This is a genomic window from Nostoc sp. (genome assembly GCF_036917815.1).
GTDB lineage: Bacteria > Cyanobacteriota > Cyanobacteriia > Cyanobacteriales > Nostocaceae > Nostoc.
Window position 1 is genome coordinate 129,732 of the sequence record NZ_JBALEK010000082.1, and the last position, 18,972, is coordinate 148,703.

Here is an 18,972-nt window from a genome sequence, read left to right on the forward strand (position 1 = left end):
AAAAGCTCGATTTACCTATTTAGCGCTCGCCCTTCATAAAAAACTTTTTGGCTTACTGTTCAAGATAATATCTCAATCAAGTATCATCTAAACAAGATTAAATCAAGAGAGTCACAGATGGTTTCTTCCAACAGCAAGATAGGTATTATCGGCCCAGGGACATCAGGGGCTGATCTTGGCAATTTCTAGCGATGCCGAAGGCAGCTAAGGATATCGCATAAAAAACAGAACACTAAAAGATCAGTCAGTTTTCTAGGTATAATAAATACATTATGAATAAGATATCAAGTATAGTAGCTGAAAAGCTTTTGCCACAACAGGGAGGTGATTCTGAGAAAGAACGCCAGTTATCTGAAATCAAGCCAGCTCCCTATATGAGGAAGCTTCTTGAAAGAGTATCTTCTCAAACCCCGGAGTCTCAGCATACAATTCTTAAAAGCACAGAAGCAAGGGAGTTTATCACTCAATTTACTGTTTTTCAGGACTTAGCATGGGAAGTGGTGGATGCCCGCATAAATCATGATTATCAAAGAATTATGAGTGTTGCAATAAATGCAATTGGTGACGGTTCAGGTTTACACCTCAATCCTCAGATCAGAACATCTAAGCAACACCGAATGACTGACATTCATCGGATGCCGGGGGGTTATTTATCAGACACAGGAAATGAAGATATCCTGGCTGGATTAAGATACATGAACTATCTTTATCTATTATCAAACGATAGTGCTTTTGACAGTTTTTCAGATAACTTAGTCCCAAGGGTCAAGGATGAATTTATCGATAATCAATTCCCCAAGCTGAAACCAAAACGAATAATAGATTTGGGTTGTGGTATAGGGCACAATACTATATCTCTAAAGAATTTGTATCCCGATGCAGAGGTAATAGGGGTGGATTTTGGAGCCGCTATGCTGCGATATGCCTATGCAAATGCAAGGTTACTTAACCGGGAAATAAAATTTTATCAACAGGATGCTAGGTATACTGAGTTTCAAAATGAACATTTCGACCTAGTTACAAGTTTTCTGCTACTTCACGAAATACCGAACACATCAATAAAACAAGCGATGAGTGAATGCGCTCGTCTTCTTCGTCCTGGAGGAGTTATGATGCATTTTGATTCAGGAGTATTTCTCGATCCACAAACCAAAGAAGCGAAGGTAATTCGGGATATTCAAACAGCGTGTAACAATGAAGTTTTTATCGTGTCCCCTCCTTTATCTCAAATACAGAAGATAATCGAAGAGTTAGGAATGAAACCCGTTGTCACTAAAATTGGCGATCAAAATCCTGTGAATAATAATTTAGGACGGTGGCAAATAGTTGCAGGTATAAAGCTTTAACAAGGATATTTTAAATATACAAAGGACACAATATTATGGATGTAAAAGAGCGAAATTGGAATTACTTGACTAACCATTTGTTCAATTGGCATGGAATTTGGACGCGATATACACCACAAGGTGATGTCAAAGAATCGTTTCAAAGTCTGAGAAGTTTTAAAAGCAATCCAGAAAAGACTAAAATTGCCCAAACCAATACTTATATTTATGCAAATGGCGAAAATAAGCAAGAGAGTTGGGAATTTAATTTTCTGTCAAATAGCTTATCTAATGGACTTTTTCACCCATCACGCGAGACGATGCGAGGATATTTCTTTGCTGACGGTCATGCTACTTGGGCAACAACGAAGTTAAAACCAAGCTCGTATTTTGGGATAGAATTATTCTTTCGATATGAAGATTTACGGCATAGTGTAGGTCTTGTTTACGACGATAGCGGAAATTTATTTCATATAGCAAATATTCGTGAAGATTGTAATGGATTACCTAGTAAATATTGGTCAACTGAATTAAATCAATTACCAGAACGGGATTTTAGTGGTGATTGGCAAGGGATATCTATGACTATTACTCCCAATCTGAAGATTGCCGAACCAATACTAACTCAATTTAATTGGCATAGACAAGGGCATAAATATTACTATTTACCTGACGGTGTTTCTGTTAATTGTCCCAGTTCAATCAGTATAGGCACTCCCTTTTCTCTAATTGCCAATTGGTTGATTAATAATTATCAAATGTCTCAACTAATTGCTAATTATGATGAATTTGGAGTATTTTCTTCGCTGACGCTAGAAACATTCTTAATATCCAATGTTTAATTTTTTGATCCACTAACATATAAACTATTACGTTAGTCAATTGCCCCTGATGATTAAATCCAGTAAACCTCTTGTAATTAGGGACTAGCGTGGAAATAAAATACCAATTAGATAATTGAGATAAAGCAGAAAAGTTATAACTAATTGGTACATTATTAAATTGCAAGTCCAGGGCAAACGCATCTAAATTACTCTTGATCACAACCAAGGTTAAGAACCAACGAAAAAATCAGCATTTTGCGTTTGATTTATTTTCCAAGCTTCAAAGCGATCGCTAAACCTATGTCAATAAGCAGCTATTAATGCGACTACTTTTAGATTTATTGAGAATAAACTCTTCTTGTTGACATGATGCGGCCGCCCTGATTGCAAGTCCATTACAGCAGAGATTGATATAATCGCTGCTCAATCTTACAAGAAAACTAAAAGGTAAAATAAATAAATAATGAACGTCGCTATTATTGGCTGTGGTTATGTTGGTACTGCTATTGCTCGTCAACTAAGTGATTTAAGCTATTTAGTTACTGCAACAACAACAACTTTAGAAAGGGTGACAGAATTACAAGCAGTTGCACAACGAGTGCTAGTAGCAACTGGAGATAATAAAACCTCCTTGCTTGCAGCTTTGGAAAACCAAGATGCGGTGATTGTGACCATTGCTCCCACTGGAAACGAGCAAGTTGATGAAGATGGTTACAAAGCAACTTACCTGCATACTGCTAAAAATCTAGTTGGGATATTGCAACAAATGCCGACGGTAAAACATCTGATCTACACTGGTAGCTGTGGTGTATATGGCAATCGCAATGGAGAATGGGTGAATGAGGAATCATCTGTTGTACTTGATAACGAATATGCAAAGATATTGCACGACACTGAAAAAATCTTGTTAGCTGCGTCAAGTCTGAACCTCAAAGTTTCTATTCTCCGTCTTGGTGCAATTTACGGTTACGGACGAGAAATTGGCAAGCGCTTTAGTAAACTTGCTGGTACAACCCGTCCAGGAAATGGCGAGTATTTTACCAATTGGATTCATCTCGACGATATTGTATCGGCTGTGAATTTTGCTCTTACCTACGAATTACAAGGTATATATAATGTGGTAAATGATACGCCTCTCACCATTAGCGAAATGCTTGATCGTGTGTGCGAAATGAATCATCTTCCCCTGGTTGAGTGGGATGCATCGTTACCGCGAAATAAAACAAATAACCAACGTGTATCGAATCAAAAACTAAAGGAATTGGGATACAAGTTAATACACCCTGAAACGGAAATTTGAATTGGCTAAAAGCACTGAAGCGATCGCACTTTTCCATGAAAGCTGCATATACTAAGCCACTGCCAACAAATCAACCTGAAAACATTGCGATCGCAAATAGATTAGGAAGAATTAAACTGTTTCTGAAACTTTCTCATCCAGACGGCGAAACAAAAACACCCAAAGAGGTAGGGAACTGTTAATCGCAATCAACCGCACTAAATGACCAGTTGTGACAATTTCAACATTATGATTCAATGCTAGGGAAACCAGAATCATTTCTGCCGATCCTCCTGGTGCTGTAACTAAGAGACAGGTTAACCAGTCCCAAGAAGTTAATTGCATGGCAAGTATAGCAGCGATCGCACCAGCTATGAGGGTCATGGCCACACACATTAAGGCATAGCTGACAGTCCGCTTCTGAAAGTTGGGTTTGTCTCCCCAATATTCACCAATGGTAATTCCCAGAAGCATTTGACCCAATAAGTTAATTAAAGGCGGCGGACTAAAGCTAATATCACCCACAAAAGGGAGCCAATGTAGCAAAGGATTAAATCCAATACCAATCAACAATGCCCCAAAGAAATCGCCGGCGGGAATTTTAAATAATATAGCTGGATAAACTACTAATCCAGTAAGTAGCAGTAGTAACAAGAGTAATGGTAGTTGAGAAAGATCGAGATTGAGCCAAGCAGCGTTGATTGGGAGTGTTTGGGGATAGTAATTACCAACTGATGCCCTAGCGATGAAGGGAATCAAAACAACTACAGAGGTGACGCGAATCGCTTGAACTAGGGCAACCAAGCTGACATTTTGATTGTAATCGGCAGCGATCGCTGCCATAATTCCGACACCACCGGGAACTGTAGCCAACATTGCTGTCAATAAGTTAGTTTTGCTGATGCGGGAGTAAATATAACCAATACAGATGCCACTCAGCAGTAGAAACAAGGTAAGAAAAATAAATATAGGAATACCAGAAGCAATACTAGCTAGATTAGCGTGGGCATTGGAAGCGCCCACAGTTAAGCCGACAAGTGCCATTCCCACTTTTCTCGCAGTGCGGTTAGGTTGCGGGGAATATTGATAAAAAATTCGACATCCTTGAAGAACTACTGTACCGGCAGCAATTCCGCCAAAGATCCAAGCAATCCTGCCAATGTGGAAGTTGGCGAGGAGTAAACCCAGAGGTAATGCCAGAAGCATTTCCAAGAGAAGGACAATTAGTTGCTGCGTAAATAGCTGTTGTTTGGTAACAACAGGATTTTCATGAGTGTGTTCTTCCAGCCTGGGAGTACCACTTACACTTTGATTCATCGATATGAGCTTTTTTATTAATTTAACTGATGTACTCAAGCTAGCGCGATCGCACAATATAACTAGAGTCTATCAAGTCAAGTTTACTGGGTTCGTAGTGAGCGCTTTAGCGCTCAAATCAAGGACTAAAGTCCTTACTACGAACTTATTGCCTATAGAGAGAGGACAGGGGCACAATGATCATTGTGCCCCTACAAATAATTAGTATTCCTGGCAATGCTTTAGCCGTTTAATCTTCGTCAAGGGCTGGGAAAGCTTCTTCAAGCTGCCACAACCGATCTTTATTTTCAACGAACCAAATACGAGTTTTTGGAGTTAATTTACTCCAAATGTCTTCAACTGGGATGTGAGGAGATGCATATTGGTAGTGTTGACCAAGTGATTTGAGATTGTCCGCTACATCATGGGGAATTCCGAATTGTTCCCAGTCAACTGTGATGTGTCTTCCCGAAACTCCGGCTGTGGGGTCGAAAACCAATTGTGCTGATCTGACTAAATCAGCAAAGTGTTTCGGTTTTAGTTTGGTAATTTCCTGAATTTGAAGTGATTCGTTATACTCTTGAGACATGATCGCCGCAGTGGTAAAGATTAGTGGTGTAATGAATTTACTGCCAGAGATTTTTATCCCAATGTTTTTACTTTAGCGCAGAGCCGCTAACTTGATCATGACTAAGATTATAAATTAGGAATCAGGTGTTAGGAATAATTCAGATTCCAACCCCCAATACCCAGACGCTATTTTAGAGGTTGTTTGAAAAGTTTTTTTATACGCCTAACCCTTGGAGATCCCCCTAAATCCACGCCACGTGCAACAAGAGTGGCTCGCCGCCCAACGCAGTGGCTCCCCAAGTAGAGCGACTGGCATGGGTTAGGGGGGATCTAAAAGTGCCTAAAATCACACCTAACTACTTTTCAAACAACCTCTTAGTGACGAGTGTAGGAACGCTCAAAGAAAGTTTTGAATCTCTGTGCCGTAGTGGATATTGCAACTGCTGCTAGAGAAAGCGATATTGCTGCTATTTTGATTCTAGAATCATCTGCAAGTATTGCTACAGCAGCTAGAGCGATCGCTACCCCTATACAACTTTGTTTGACCCTATTTGTCACTTGATAAGCTTGATTACAGGAATGACAAATAAGTGTATGTTGCGAGAATCGGTCTAAGGTGATCAACTTTTGATCGAAATCGCTACTACCGACATTTTTTGAGGTAGAATAACCTTGATAAAACGGCAAAGATGTCCCAAATTTATCTAGCCACTTGCGATACTCAACTACTAAAGTATCAGATGTTTTGAGCGGTAAATACACCTCTTTGAGATTTTGTCCCAAACGCTCAATTTGTGCTTTTTGTTCAACGACTAATTGCAAATCACCTTCTAATATTTTGTTTCTTAGTAATATGTGATCTAACCAGGGAGGCGTCAGCTTAATTTTTTTGGTAAACAAGTTACCATAACTTCTGATCAGAATCCGACATCTATTCTTACCTAGTGGAATTGAATACAATGCTGTGCCCCCAAACTTACCTTGCTGTTCATTACCAAATTTGTAGAGAATCAAATTAGGAGCAATAAAATCTAATGAAATCCAAGGTTGATTGAGTGTCCGTGTTCGCCGCCACCTTCCTTTAATTCCCTGAATGTTGCTGTCAATGACTTCTAATTCCAGCGCTTGGGCATCTTTTCGACTTCCCATGATCCCATCGTGGCTGATTGGAACATGAGCTGGGTCAATAATGTTTTCAATAAAATAACTTTGGTCGTAAGGTAGGTCACGTACATAATCTAAGTTGAAGCATTCCGGCTTATCCCAATCTGGTAGAGATGGAATTAGTGCATCAATAGCCGTTTCAGCTTCCCCAGCCCACATCCAAATGATCCCTTTATTTTCCAAGACTTTAAAGGATGACACGCAAGCATTTACCGGAATTTTGGCATCGGTTGGTAACTGGGGAATATGTAGACATTGACCATTATTGCCAAACTGCCAACCGTGGTATGAGCATTCTATTTTACCGTCAATAATTTGTCCATCAGAAAGTCTCGCGGCACGGTGAGGACAACGATCTGTTAAACAGATAAGCTGTCCATTTTGGTCTTTAAACAAAACGAAAGGTTCATCGTACAACGAAAAAGTATAAGGATGATTTGTGGGAAAATCTTTGAGAAAACAGACAGGATACCAAGATTGTCTCCAGTTAAATTCTTGCTTATTCTCAGGTGTCTCAAAGGCAGAAGTTGTTGGCGTAGCTTGTAAAATCTCTGTTTCTAATGACATAGGTTTCGCAATTTTTCTATTATTTTAGACCTTTGTATTAGCAAATGCTTAATCCCAGAGATAGAATGTTTCTGAAATTTTCACAAATGTAAAACCTGGTAATGATCAGCCAACTGTTTCATCTGCTAATCTTGCAAGCGAAACACTTCAGAAATCAACAATGTGAATGCACCTGAATCATCGTATTTAGCCGTAAGGCGTTTATACTCGTTTTCTGCAAATAACTTCCCAGCTACTATCTCAAATTCTTCTCCCACAGGCAACTTTTTAGGAATATTTAAAACTACACTATCGGGTAAGTGAAAAGTTTCATTTTTGCCATTAGTCGGGTCTAAAATCATCTCGCTAATTTCTTCTGGATCAGAAACTTTTAAATCAGAGGTAATAGATTCTTTTGTGCCCATCCAACTTCCTGATAGACTGGTTATTTCCTCACTTGTTCTGCTGTCAGGAAAACTATTTAAATGTTCGCGTAGATGTAGAATTTTCTCTAAATCACCATTTTCTGTATATATACTACCTATGCTAGTATTCCAATCTTGATGCTTTAAAAATAACTCAACGGAGAAACTACTTCCCGATTCCAGTTTTCTGGTAAGCCAAGTACTGGAACCATAATCAACAAGAGCTAATGCCCTTTTAGATGGGTCTGCTGGATGCAATAATCCATCAGGCTGATTACAAGTTTCCTTGTGAATTTGCCATTGTTTTTCTAGCGTAGTCCCGTCTGGTGAAGGAAACTGATTTGTGTGAGTAATTACCGTTTTATCGGCATTGGGGCGCAAATTTCTAATACCTTGAGAAGACTTAATGATTTCTTTTGCTGGTGAGTAAACAGTCCATATACCATACATAGACTGTCCTTCTGTGGTGAGGAATGCAAATAATTTTTCCCAGTGTTGCTCTTGGAGATTGGTCATTTTATTAAATGAAAGGGAACAGGGAACTCTTTTTGTTCATTTCACGATTTTAGGTCACGATTTTAGGTATTGACCTTAATTACTCATTTTCGATCAGAACTGTAACGGCTGCGATCGCAATCAACATTTCGTCATTTTTATCGTTGAGTTCAGGAATCGCCCGCCCTTGAACGATCATCCCCCCAGATTCTACAGTGAGGGTTTTTCGACCAAATGGTAATACAGCTAATACTTCTTCTTCTCTAACTAGCTCTGGGTATGGAACTGCTACCTGAACCTCTATAATCATTTCATTGGGGTGACTTAAGCCAGCAACTTCCCAAACCCCAGGTAAAGCATTGTGAGCGATCGCATTTCGTACTGCTCTAGATGCTGCTACTGTTGGTTCTTGTCCATGCTGATCTATTCCCATCCCCATCTCAATAATCAACCGTTTACGCACCATTACTACCTCCGGTAAGTTCTGCACCTTTGACTTGATATTTATGCTGTACTAGTGTGAGTAGTTCAGGGCTTGACGAAAACTACACCATAAGCATCTGGAGAAAGATACTCTTTGGCTGCTTGCATCAAGTCTGTTGCATCTTGGCTCTGAATGATCGCTGGGTAGTTAAAGGCGGGTTCCAAATCTCCTACCAAAGACTGATAATAACCATACAACCCAGAGCGATCGCTTGGTGTTTCGTTACCAAAAACATATCTGTTAGCTACTCGCCGCCGTATACGGGCAATTTCTGATTCTGTTACCAACTCTGTTTGTAGTTTGCCAATGTGTTGAGCGATGGCATCTTCTACAACTGATAAATTTTCCACTGCACATTTAGCTGAAATATAAAATATCCCTTGCAAATTATTGCTCATGTTGCTCACAGAAATTGAAGAAACTAATCCCCGTTCTTCTCGTAAATCCCTTACCAGTCTTGATGTCCGTCCATGTCCCAAAATTCCTGCTAAAATATCCAGTCCATAGGTGCGATCTAACTGGGTCATTCCTGGAACCCGCCAAACCATCACTAGCCTTGCTTGTTGCAGACTTTTATCGATAAATTCTCGACGAACAATTTCTGTAAATGGTGATTCAGGATTCAGTGGAGAGTGGGCAGAGATGCGATTAATCGCGTCTGTATTGGGGAGAGACGCGATTAATCGCGTCTGTACAGTGGCTTTTGTAAATCCTTCCGCAACAGTTGCAATTAATTCTTCTACGGGTAAATTGCCCACAGCCACAGCCGTAATTGACTGGGGTTGATACCAATTACGATGAAAATCTCGCATCTGCTGGGGTTTAAGTCCGGCAATCACCGATTCTGGCCCCAATACCGGACGGCGATAGGGTAGCTGATCAAAGGCCGTCTCCATCGCCCGCCGAAATATACGCCGTTGGGGATTATCCTCTGAACGCCTAATTTCTTCTAAAACTACCAATCGCTCACGTTCAAAGTCATCATCAGGAATACTCGCATTGGATACGACATCTATTTGTAATGGCGCAAGCTCGGCAAAATCTTTGGGGGCAGTAGTTATATAGTAATGAGTATAGTCTTGGCTAGTAGCGGCATTGGTAACAGCACCCCGCTCTTCAATTCGACGTTCAAATTCGCCGCTAGCCAGTCGTTCTGTTCCTTTAAAAATCATGTGTTCTAAAAAGTGAGCCATGCCGTTAATCGCATCAGGTTCTACGGCGGAGCCAACTTTAATCCATAAATTGAGGTTTACGGCTTCAACTGGCATTTGCTCGGCAATGATTGTCAAACCATTGGGCAACTGGTGCAGTGTTGGGGCATTGAGACGGGGAAGTTTCCGCAGGGTTGAGGTCATTGCTACTTGTGCGTGAGGAGCGATGTTACTTCTTTATCTTATCTGCGACTGAAAATAAGCATCGTAATTAGACATCTCCAGAAAAGAAAAAGACCCCTCTCCAAACCTCTCCCCGAAGCGGAGAGAGGCTTTAAAATCCCCCTTCCCTACCAGGGAAGGGGGGTTAGGTCTGCCTATAATTGGTAAGCTAAAAATCTTTTAATTTGCATCCTCAAAAAAATGAATCTCTTGTGGGGTGGGCAACATGAGCGCCCTAATTGTGCAAATTAAATGCGCGACAGCTTATCTAAATCTTTTCTGGAGATGATTACATAGCGATCGCCTCTCTATCCAATGATGATGAGAAGCGATGCCTGGGTTGAGCTACGCCTACGCCCATTTCAACTATTCCTATAACAGAACACTCAAGCTTTCCAGTCTATGTACCAACAGTGTTGGATTTGCTTCAAGAGTCTGGGTTGAGTCAACGCGAAGATGAGGAAATCTTTTTCTTAAATTCAAATTTCACACCGGTTAGTTTTTCCGATACAACCCATAGTTTTTTGGCGATCGCTTTGTCTTTGGATAATTTGTTCGTTTCGGCTTTTATTGGATAGCCGCGCATCGTCATAAACCCATTGGGACCGAAAAATTCCGCGCCTTTCAAGTCTGCTTCGATTGCCGCCCGTAGAGTTGGTAATGCGCCCATCGTGATATCTTGAGCAAAGATGCTGCTGAGATATTCCATAAAGCCCCAAGTTCTCTGCAATTCCGTTGCCGTCCAGCCCGGATGCGAGGCGGTTACAATTATGTCGATACCATTATCTTTTAGTTTTCGGTCGAGTTCGTAGGTAAAATAAAGGCTGGCAAGTTTGCTGTCACCGTAGGCTTTCCATTTGTCATAACTTCTCTTTTCCCAATTCAAATCATCGAAATCTATCTTGCCCATAATATGTGCGCTGCTCGAAAGATTGACAATTCGTGAGCCTTCGGTGCCGATCAAAAGTTGCAAAAGCTGTCCCGTCAAAGCAAAATGTCCGAGATGATTAGTGCCGAACTGCAATTCAAAACCGTCGGTCGTTTTTGAATATGGCGGAATCATCACACCCGCATTATTAATCAGTAAATCCAGACGCAAATAATTTTTCTGAAAGTTTTCAGCGAAATTTTTAACTGATGCTAAATTCGCCAAATCAAGTTCCATCACCTTTACGTCCGCATCTTTATTCTGTTGAAGAATTTTTGCCAATGCCTTGTTTCCTTTGTCCAAATTGCGAACCGCAATGATTACAGACGCTTGTTTATTAGCTAAAACCCGCGCTGTTTCATAACCAATCCCGCTACTCGAACCCGTTACAATTGCTACTCTTCCTTTTTGACTCGGAATATTTTCTGCGTTCCATTTTTGATTTTTCATTTTATTTACTCCTACTTAATTAACCGAATATTCGTTTAATTAATTCTCAAAAAAAGAATTAATTAATTCATTACTGCATCCCATGCAATTTTATTGGAGATCGCCCCAACCCCTCTTAAAAAGGCTTGCTCTTAGAGTTTCTTTTCCCCCCTTTTTAAGGGGGTTAGGGGGGATCTTCAAGTTTGAAAACAGTCCCTACTATTCCTATAACAGAACACTCAAGCTTTCCATTCCATGCACCAACAGTGTTGGAATTGGTTTAAGAGTCTGGGTTGAGTCAACGCGAAGGTTAGGAAATTCCTCCAGCAAAGCTTTCAGCACAATCTTAGCTTCTAGTCGAGCTAAAGGTGCGCCCAAACAGAAATGAATTCCATTACCAAAGGCAAGATGTTTATTAGGTTCTCGATCAATGATGAAGCGATCGCCATTCTCAAACTTAAGTTCATCTCGATTGGCAGAACTTATCCATGGCCACACAAGTTGCCCTTGAGGAATTATCTGGTCTCCAATTTGGGTTTCTACTTGGGTGTATCGTTGTAAGTGAGTAATCGGGGAGCGATAACGCAGTACTTCTTCAATTGCAGTCGGTAATAGAGACAAGTCATTCCGTAATCGTTGGTTTTCCTCAGGATGCTCATGCAGACACCAAATGCTATTTGTAATTAAGTTAGTTGTGGTCTCATTCCCAGCTACCAAGAGGATCATGCAAAAATCAACGAGTTCCTGTGCGGTCAACTTTTCTCCCCCTTCATAAGCCGTAATTAAATCACTAATTAAGTCTTTCTTTGGATGCTTTTGCCGCTCATTCAGTAATTGCCGGAAATAGTCAGCCATATCTTTAATAGCAGTTTGATCTCTAGCTATGATCCCGTCTGACCAGCGCTTGAAATCTTCCCGATCTTGAAAGGGTATACCGAGAATTTCTGCAATCACGATTATCGGCAGTGGAATTGCGAAAGTATGTACTAAATCGACCTGTTTGTGTTGCTTCATTTGCTCCAACAACTCGTGAGTAAGTTCGGTAATCCGAGGAGCCAATGCTTCAACTCGATTTTCAGTAAATACCTTCTGTACTATTGAGCGCAGTGATTTATGTTTAGGCGGATCGGTGGAGGCTAAAGACTGAGTTAAATCTTTTTGTTCGGGGGGTTGCGGCACTTTAGATGAAAAGGTTTTCCATTCGCTTAATACCCGTGCCACATCGTCATAGCGAAACACCATCCAACATTGATGCTCTGTGTCGTAGAAAACAGGTGCTTCTCGACGCATTTTAGCTAACCAAGAAAAAGGACTGAGTAGGAATTGTGAATCGCTCGGTAAGAATTGTAAAACGGCAGTCATAAAAATCTCCTTTATTGTGTAAAAAATTGCAGGTTGAACTGAGCCAGATGCTGTTACCATTTGGCACATCATCGACTATGAAAAATCTGTTGTGTAATTACGGAGTCAGGGGTAGAGCAATCGCGCTGACTCCAGATGTAATCAACACAGCTATGACAAAAATCTCTAGACACAAACACCCTCTTAGAGGATGTTTGAAAAGTCATGATTGATGTATCAAATATTCTTTTACCCCACCCTAACCCTCCCCTTATAAAGCAGGGCTGTTTCATTCGTTCAGATCAGAATTTTGTCAAGAGTATCAACCAGAAAATTTAGTGAGTTGGTAATCGAAAAATTACTGTTTCAATCGGTAAATTTAAGTGCGATCGCCTGGTTTTTGACCCAATTAGAGTGTTTAAAAACCTGATTTTTTTGACTGATACGCTTGTAAATTAAGGTCTTTTAGGGAATGAATCAGCCCTGCCTTATAAAGGGGAGGGAACCGGATTTCCTTGTTTCCCCCCTTTATACCGGATTTCCTTGTTTCCCCCCTTTATAAGGCAGGGCTGTTTCATTCGATCTCTTAGAGATTTTGTCAATAGTATAAGTCAGAAATTTGCTTGATTTGGTTATCGAAAAGATACCACCTCAACGAGTAAATTTCAGTGCGATGTCTACGACGGGCTACGCCTACGCGATTTTCTCGCCCAATCAGATTTTTTAGTCACCTGACTTTTTTGCTTGAAACGCTTGTAAATCAGAGCCTTTTAGGGAATGAATCAGCCCTGCTTTATAAGGGGGGATTAAGGGGGGTAATCATTCGATTAGTATCACAAGAACTTTTCAAACAACTTCTTAGGAAAGCGCCCAAATCAAGCCTTTTTAAAACTGTCTTAATTACGAATTACTCTCGCGCTAGTTTCAGCAGAGTTTCAATTACCTGCTTTTGCAAAGACTCCTCCGGGACTCCAAGACCAAAGAGGTGGACAAAGGATAGACCATTGATCGCTAGATAAATCACAGTTGCGATCGCTGGATCGAGTCCACTTGCTTCAATTTGCCGTTGCCAATCAGCAAAGTTTTCTTGAGCTGGCTTCAGTAATTCTGGATTTTCAGCAACTGCTGCTAGCAAACTGAATTGAATTGCACTAGAGTGACCATCAAACTTTCCATGTGACCGGATATAGGCTCTGAGCCAATGTCCTGGTGTATTTGGTGCATCATCTTGCTCTAATTCATGCTTTAGTAATACTGCCTTTTGATCAATTAGCTGTTGCAACATCCCAGCAATCAAGGCTTCTTTGTTGGGAAAGTGGTAAAGTAATCCACCTTTACTGACACCTGCTTCGCGGGCAACTGCCTCCAACGTTAATGCTTTTGAACCATGTGCTACCATCACTCGCCCTGCTGCTTCTAGCAATGCATTACGGGTGACAGACGTAGATTTTGTTTTTTTGGTAGCAGTCATAGAGCTTGAATGATGGAACTAGATAAATTGTCCGGTGAACACAGTTTATCTGGCAACGAGATTGTCAATATTTTCTCTCATTGCTTTATCTGTGGGGCAGCAAGGCTATAATTAAATTTATTGGGTATACTTGCTCTGTTTGAAAATCGGTGGGATGCAATCATACTGTATAAAGTTTCATCCAACAAATCCGTAGCACGTCGAAGCTGAAAATTTTGAGACAGCAGCAAATTGCTATGGGAACTGAAAGCAGTTTGATTAGCAAAGGGATCTGCAATGGTAAACATAATATTCTCAATCCAAGATTGATAGAGATTGGATTCAAGTATCTACTATTTAAATACCGTCTGGACGGTTCAGCAAATATATAGTACCGTCCAGACGGTAAAGTGTCAACTAGCTAGTTTGAGATTTTGGATAATTAATTCCTTGGAACTCCCTACTTAGGGACTGACAAATAAAAAAATATCCCAAAACGGACACAAAACCCTCTCTATTTATCCTCTCTCTGTGTTCTCTGCGCCTCTGTGGTTCGTTTATTTGGCTATTTTCTTGGAACTCCCTACTTATGAGTAGTAATATTGAAGATTGTAAAGATAAATATCAATGTCCAGCATTTATGTTGACAAAAGTAAAACTCGTGTTGTCGTTATCGGTGCAGGAATCGGTGGTCTGACTGCTGGGGCATTATTAGCTCATCGAGGTTACAGCGTCTTAATTTTAGATCAAGCCCTGGTACCGGGAGGTTGTGCTTCGACATTTAAACGCCAAGGATTTACCTTTGATGTGGGAGCAACTCAGGTGGCGGGGTTGGAACCAGGGGGAATTCACCACCGCGTTTTCTCAGAATTGTCAATAGATTTACCCGCAGCAACGCCTTGCGATCCGGCTTGTGCGGTTTATCTTCCTGGGGAAGCGACACCAATCAACGTCTGGCGCGATCCAGAAAAATGGCGAGAGGAACAACAACGACAATTTCCTGGTAGCGAAGCATTTTGGCAGTTGATGGCAACTTTATTTGATGCTAGTTGGGAATTTCAAGGACGCGACCCGGTGTTACCACCGCGTAATTTATGGGATTTGTGGCAGCTAATACAAGCGGTGCGTCTCAGTACATTAATTACCGTACCTTTCACCTTATTTACGGTAGGAGATGCTTTACGTTTATGTGGATTGGGAAATGACCGACGACTTAGGACTTTTTTAGATTTGCAACTGAAGCTATACTCCCAGGTGGATGCAGAAGAGACAGCATTACTTTATGCCGCCACAGCATTGAGTGTATCGCAATTGCCCCAAGGATTGTTTCACCTCCAGGGAAGTATGCAAGTATTAAGCGATCGCCTGGTACAATCCTTAGAAAGAGATGGCGGCAAATTGTTGATGCGCCACACTGTAGAACAAATCAAAGTAGAAAACGGTAAAGCCAATGCTGTAGTCATTAGAAATCAGAAAACTGGCGAAGTGTGGACAGAAGCAGCCGACCACATAGTTAGCAATATCACCGTGCAAAATTTGGTGCAGTTATTGGGAGAACAAGCGCCATCTGGTTATAAAAACCGCGTGGAAAAATTACCTCAAGCATCGGGTGCATTTGTGGTGTATTTGGGTGTAGATGCCAGCGCGATTCCGCCTGGTTGTCCTCCTCATCTCCAATTTCTGTATGATGCTGATGGCCCAGTTGGCGAGAATAATTCCCTATTTGTTTCCGTGAGTCATCCTGGAGACGGTCGCGCCCCGGAGGGGAAAGCAACGATTATCGCTTCTTCATTTGTCGATCCTGCGCCGTGGTGGGAGACTGATGATTATGAAGGACTAAAACAAAAGTTTACCGAAGAAGCGATCGCCCGGCTTGCCCAATACTTTTATCTCAAACCAGAAACGATTATTTATCAAGAAGCCGCAACACCCCGCACCTTTGCCCATTTCACAGGGCGCGATCGCGGTATAGTTGGCGGTATTGGTCAAAGAATCCCCACCTTTGGCCCCTTTGGCTTTGCCAATCGTACACCCATTGAGCATTTATGGTTAGTTGGTGATTCCACCCATCCAGGGGAAGGCACTGCTGGGGTGAGTTACTCAGCGCTAACAGTTGTCAGGCAAATTGAATCCCAAATATAGTATTTTGTCAAGTTAGTAATGAAGAGTTTGTAGTATAGCGTTTCCTAATCATAGAAGGTACATCTTAGCCCCCTCTCGAAGAGCGGGGAGGGGGTTGGGGGTGGGGTTCTTGTACCTCACTAAACCGAGAACCGCTATAAGCACTTTAGTGCTTAGAAAATAAGGACTGAAGTCCTTACTACAAACAAGTATTAGAGCAGAAGTTTTATTAAATGGTATAAATCATACTTATAACCGATGGCAAACAGGACGCAAAACTGATGAAATAAGGTTAGTGTTGCTGACCCGGAGTAATGACAGACAGAGTTTTAATTCTTGGTGGACGAGGGCGGATTGGTAGCAGTGTTGCTGAGGATCTAGCTACCCATACGCAAGCACAAATTACGATTACTGGACGTTCTGCGGAGTTTGGCAAGGCTGTTAGCTTGTCTTCGGGGGGGCAAGTGCAGTTTCTGATATTGGACTTGGCAGAAGTTGACAAGTTGCGAGGTGCGATCGCAAACTCTAACTTAGTCATCCATTGTGCTGGGCCATTTCACTATCGAGATACTAATGTTCTTGAAACCTGTATTGCTCAAGGCGTTAATTATGTAGATGTCAGCGATCATCGTTCTTATACCAGCAAAGCTCTAAATTATCATCAACAAGCGGTTGCTGCTGGGGTTACAGCAATTATTAATACTGGCATTTTTCCTGGTATTTCTAACAGCATGGTACGCCAGGGAGTTGAACAATTTGATCAACCAGAAAAGATTCATTTAAGTTATTTAGTTTCTGGTTCTGGCGGTGCTGGTATTACAGTGATGCGAACAACTTTTCTGGGGTTACAGTATCCTTTTGAGGCTTGGATAGATGGAAAATGGGAGATAGTCAAGCCTTATAGTGAAAGGGAAATAGTTGAGTTTCCATCTACTTATGGACGCAACGGAGTTTACTGGTTTGATATGCCAGAAACCTTTACACTTCCTCACGCCTTCCCATCAGTGAAAACTGTAATTACTAAGTTTGGCTCTGTTCCAGATTTTTACAATCACCTAACTTGGATTGCGGCACACATTTTTCCTAAGTGGTTAATGCAGCGTCGTTACATGATTGAATTTCTGTCTCATGTCAGCCATTCGATGACAGATGTGACTAATAATTTTAGTGGAATTGGGGTAGCAGTTCGTTCTGAAGTTACAGGGCAAAAAAATGGTGAAACCGCCGTTTATTGTTCAACGATAGTGCATGACAATACAGCCGTGGCTTCTGGTTGTGGTACGGGTAGTATTGCCCAATTGATGCTAGAAGGTAAACTCAATAAACCAGGAGTATTTGCTGTAGAAGAAGCACTACCGACAAATTTATTTGAAGAGGCAATGCAAAGCCGAGGAATTAAAGTTAATCACAGTTGGTTATATAGCGGTTCTCGTTTACGTGAGGTACACCCGTAGGGGCACGGCACTGCCGTGCCCCTACACCTTGTGATGTAATGTTGTACCGCATCTGAATGGAAACCGCTATAGCTTAATATTTTTGTGTTAGAAATAAAATCTGGTAATGGAAATGACAAGATTTTATGGCTATATTCATTGATAATTTTCTAACTGATTCTGAAGTTAAAGAAGATTTAATTAATACTATATGGGAAGACGAATTAGAGTGTGAGCTTGAGTTGGAACGGGGAAAATTTTTAGTTTATCGTAATACACTACTAGAAGTAGTATCTAAGAGTTATAGGCAAAATAATTATCAGATTGGTTTTGGTAATTATTATGTAGCCCAAATAGCAATTGGAGGAGTTAAAGAATTAAATTCAGGTATTTTATACCCAATTTACTGCTTTGCTACTATATTTTATACGTTTGATAAAAAGCTAATAACTGTGGATATTCACTCGGAAATGCGATGAAATTCGCTAGTTACCAAATACTACCGTAATCAGATCCTGACTTTTCACGTTATGTGGAAAAGCCACGAAACACCTAACCCCCTTCCCGATGAAAATTCAAAGTCTCTCTCCTTATAGGAGAGAGATTTAGAGAGAGGTTTTCCAGATCCCGTGAAAAGTCAGAATCAGATCGACCGAGCAAATATACCTGGCGATTAGAAATCGCGGCTACACAAACCAAGTCCGCCTGCGCGGACTCAAGAAATTGGAAACCCACGGAGGTGGGTTTTGTATAGCCAAGCCAGTGCAGTCTTCTCCCAAAGGGAGAGGCTAGCGCCAAGGGGGTTTCCCCCACGAGCAACTGGCGTGCGAATTCTATTCGCCAGGGCTAGATATATTTTTACGAAAGTGAGATGCTCCCGTTAAAAATTAATATACCCTGGGATAGAAGTAATAACTGTACCTAAACATTTAGGATGCCTGTGAGTCTTGAATATCGAATCTATTTATACACGATAGAGACTCATCACAGAAAATTAAGGGGTTTTTCCATGCAAAAAATCGTATTAACTTTAAAGCAAGTATTTTCAAGTATTTTAGTTGTTGGCTTGATGATTTTCATCGGCTTGTCAGGTTCGTTTATTTTCGTTCAGCAAGCTAGTTATGCAACTACTCTTGAAGAATTGAAGCTAATACCTCCAGACTACAAACCAAATTCTGGAGAAAAGATTAATCGGGCTAACGAATATGATCCAGGTATTGGCGCTCAAGAAGAAGAACGACAAGAAGCTTATGAACAAGCAAAAAAAGATTCAACAAACCTTAATACTATAGAGAAGACTTACGAAAGGAATTTGAAAGCTGAGAAAGAACAAAATCCCCCAGAAAGTTTTGGTGAAAAAGCGAAAGAAGTTATTCAAAAGGTGACAGGTAAATAGTTAATAAATTTAAATTGTAGAGTATGTTCTCGTCGAGAGTCCGGCATTATTAAGAATTTAAGGAACATACCCTACATTTTTGAAGTAGTCTTT

Annotated in this window: 17 protein-coding genes; 7 read left to right on the forward strand and 10 right to left on the reverse strand. The window is 40.9% G+C overall.

Features of this window, described 5'->3' with window-relative positions:
* The first annotated feature begins 272 nt into the window (after positions 1-272).
* The 3 genes from V7K97_RS24905 to V7K97_RS24915 all read left to right on the forward strand — a co-directional run bounded on the left by V7K97_RS24905 (position 273) and on the right by V7K97_RS24915 (position 3,449).
* The gene (locus tag V7K97_RS24905) at positions 273-1,346 is read left to right on the forward strand and encodes a class I SAM-dependent methyltransferase (RefSeq protein WP_334803660.1); all 1,074 of its coding nucleotides are present in this window, start codon (positions 273-275) and stop codon (positions 1,344-1,346) included.
* Between the two features lie 35 nt (positions 1,347-1,381).
* Positions 1,382-2,167 carry a DUF3598 family protein gene (locus V7K97_RS24910; protein ID WP_334803661.1) on the forward strand — a complete coding sequence of 262 codons (786 nt, stop codon included), beginning with the start codon at positions 1,382-1,384 and terminating at the stop codon, positions 2,165-2,167.
* Positions 2,168-2,612: 445 nt separating this feature from the next.
* Positions 2,613-3,449: an SDR family oxidoreductase gene (locus V7K97_RS24915; RefSeq protein ID WP_334803662.1), complete on the forward strand. Its 837-nt coding sequence runs from the start codon at positions 2,613-2,615 to the stop codon at positions 3,447-3,449.
* Positions 3,450-3,560: 111 nt separating this feature from the next.
* Here V7K97_RS24915 and V7K97_RS24920 read toward each other — a convergent pair whose 3' ends face one another.
* The 10 genes from V7K97_RS24920 to V7K97_RS24965 all read right to left on the reverse strand — a co-directional run bounded on the left by V7K97_RS24920 (position 3,561) and on the right by V7K97_RS24965 (position 14,237).
* Complete coding sequence (locus V7K97_RS24920; RefSeq protein ID WP_334803663.1) at positions 3,561-4,745, reverse strand: AbrB family transcriptional regulator; 1,185 nt, start codon at positions 4,743-4,745, stop codon at positions 3,561-3,563.
* Between the two features lie 229 nt (positions 4,746-4,974).
* Positions 4,975-5,313 carry a hypothetical protein gene (locus tag V7K97_RS24925; protein ID WP_334803664.1) on the reverse strand — a complete coding sequence of 113 codons (339 nt, stop codon included), beginning with the start codon at positions 5,311-5,313 and terminating at the stop codon, positions 4,975-4,977.
* A 356-nt stretch (positions 5,314-5,669) separates the two neighbouring features.
* A complete protein-coding gene (locus tag V7K97_RS24930) occupies positions 5,670-7,025 on the reverse strand; it encodes an aromatic ring-hydroxylating dioxygenase subunit alpha (RefSeq protein WP_334803665.1) in 1,356 nt (451 codons plus the stop codon).
* A 125-nt stretch (positions 7,026-7,150) separates the two neighbouring features.
* Entirely contained in the window at positions 7,151-7,945 is a 795-nt protein-coding gene (locus V7K97_RS24935; protein ID WP_334803666.1) for a DUF3598 family protein, read from the reverse strand.
* 79 nt (positions 7,946-8,024) lie between these two features.
* Positions 8,025-8,390: a Lin0512 family protein gene (locus V7K97_RS24940; protein WP_334803696.1), complete on the reverse strand. Its 366-nt coding sequence runs from the start codon at positions 8,388-8,390 to the stop codon at positions 8,025-8,027.
* Between the two features lie 62 nt (positions 8,391-8,452).
* Positions 8,453-9,763, reverse strand: a complete 1,311-nt coding sequence (locus V7K97_RS24945; RefSeq protein WP_334803667.1) for a M16 family metallopeptidase — start codon at positions 9,761-9,763, stop codon at positions 8,453-8,455.
* 463 nt (positions 9,764-10,226) lie between these two features.
* A complete protein-coding gene (locus V7K97_RS24950; RefSeq protein WP_334803668.1) occupies positions 10,227-11,159 on the reverse strand; it encodes an SDR family NAD(P)-dependent oxidoreductase in 933 nt (310 codons plus the stop codon).
* Between the two features lie 204 nt (positions 11,160-11,363).
* On the reverse strand, positions 11,364-12,500 hold the full coding sequence (locus V7K97_RS24955; RefSeq protein WP_334803669.1) for a cytochrome P450: 1,137 nt from the start codon (positions 12,498-12,500) through the stop codon (positions 11,364-11,366).
* 886 nt (positions 12,501-13,386) lie between these two features.
* On the reverse strand, positions 13,387-13,950 hold the full coding sequence (locus V7K97_RS24960; RefSeq protein ID WP_334803670.1) for a TetR/AcrR family transcriptional regulator: 564 nt from the start codon (positions 13,948-13,950) through the stop codon (positions 13,387-13,389).
* A gap of 77 nt (positions 13,951-14,027) precedes the next feature.
* The gene (locus tag V7K97_RS24965) at positions 14,028-14,237 is read right to left on the reverse strand and encodes a hypothetical protein (RefSeq protein ID WP_334803671.1); all 210 of its coding nucleotides are present in this window, start codon (positions 14,235-14,237) and stop codon (positions 14,028-14,030) included.
* A gap of 319 nt (positions 14,238-14,556) precedes the next feature.
* Here V7K97_RS24965 and crtD point away from each other — a divergent pair, with 319 nt between their 5' ends.
* From crtD to V7K97_RS24985, 4 genes are all read left to right on the forward strand, one after another.
* Positions 14,557-16,071: a C-3',4' desaturase CrtD gene (gene crtD, locus V7K97_RS24970; protein ID WP_334803672.1), complete on the forward strand. Its 1,515-nt coding sequence runs from the start codon at positions 14,557-14,559 to the stop codon at positions 16,069-16,071.
* 293 nt (positions 16,072-16,364) lie between these two features.
* On the forward strand, positions 16,365-17,504 hold the full coding sequence (locus tag V7K97_RS24975) for a saccharopine dehydrogenase family protein (protein ID WP_334803673.1): 1,140 nt from the start codon (positions 16,365-16,367) through the stop codon (positions 17,502-17,504).
* A 125-nt stretch (positions 17,505-17,629) separates the two neighbouring features.
* A complete protein-coding gene (locus V7K97_RS24980) occupies positions 17,630-17,962 on the forward strand; it encodes a hypothetical protein (RefSeq protein ID WP_334803674.1) in 333 nt (110 codons plus the stop codon).
* A gap of 530 nt (positions 17,963-18,492) precedes the next feature.
* Positions 18,493-18,879, forward strand: a complete 387-nt coding sequence (locus V7K97_RS24985) for a hypothetical protein (RefSeq protein ID WP_334803675.1) — start codon at positions 18,493-18,495, stop codon at positions 18,877-18,879.
* The last annotated feature ends 93 nt before the right edge of the window (positions 18,880-18,972 follow it).

Coding starts and splice junctions, on each gene's coding strand:
- V7K97_RS24915 (WP_334803662.1), top strand. CDS start 2,613: ATGAACGTCGCTATTATTGGCTGTGGTTATGTTGGTACTGCTATTGCT.
- V7K97_RS24975 (WP_334803673.1), top strand. CDS start 16,365: ATGACAGACAGAGTTTTAATTCTTGGTGGACGAGGGCGGATTGGTAGC.
- crtD (WP_334803672.1), top strand. CDS start 14,557: ATGTCCAGCATTTATGTTGACAAAAGTAAAACTCGTGTTGTCGTTATC.
- V7K97_RS24985 (WP_334803675.1), top strand. CDS start 18,493: ATGCAAAAAATCGTATTAACTTTAAAGCAAGTATTTTCAAGTATTTTA.
- V7K97_RS24960 (WP_334803670.1), bottom strand. CDS start 13,950: ATGACTGCTACCAAAAAAACAAAATCTACGTCTGTCACCCGTAATGCA.
- V7K97_RS24940 (WP_334803696.1), bottom strand. CDS start 8,390: ATGGTGCGTAAACGGTTGATTATTGAGATGGGGATGGGAATAGATCAG.
- V7K97_RS24955 (WP_334803669.1), bottom strand. CDS start 12,500: ATGACTGCCGTTTTACAATTCTTACCGAGCGATTCACAATTCCTACTC.
- V7K97_RS24905 (WP_334803660.1), top strand. CDS start 273: ATGAATAAGATATCAAGTATAGTAGCTGAAAAGCTTTTGCCACAACAG.
- V7K97_RS24910 (WP_334803661.1), top strand. CDS start 1,382: ATGGATGTAAAAGAGCGAAATTGGAATTACTTGACTAACCATTTGTTC.
- V7K97_RS24930 (WP_334803665.1), bottom strand. CDS start 7,025: ATGTCATTAGAAACAGAGATTTTACAAGCTACGCCAACAACTTCTGCC.
- V7K97_RS24935 (WP_334803666.1), bottom strand. CDS start 7,945: ATGACCAATCTCCAAGAGCAACACTGGGAAAAATTATTTGCATTCCTC.
- V7K97_RS24965 (WP_334803671.1), bottom strand. CDS start 14,237: ATGTTTACCATTGCAGATCCCTTTGCTAATCAAACTGCTTTCAGTTCC.
- V7K97_RS24980 (WP_334803674.1), top strand. CDS start 17,630: ATGGCTATATTCATTGATAATTTTCTAACTGATTCTGAAGTTAAAGAA.
- V7K97_RS24920 (WP_334803663.1), bottom strand. CDS start 4,745: ATGAATCAAAGTGTAAGTGGTACTCCCAGGCTGGAAGAACACACTCAT.
- V7K97_RS24945 (WP_334803667.1), bottom strand. CDS start 9,763: ATGACCTCAACCCTGCGGAAACTTCCCCGTCTCAATGCCCCAACACTG.
- V7K97_RS24950 (WP_334803668.1), bottom strand. CDS start 11,159: ATGAAAAATCAAAAATGGAACGCAGAAAATATTCCGAGTCAAAAAGGA.
- V7K97_RS24925 (WP_334803664.1), bottom strand. CDS start 5,313: ATGTCTCAAGAGTATAACGAATCACTTCAAATTCAGGAAATTACCAAA.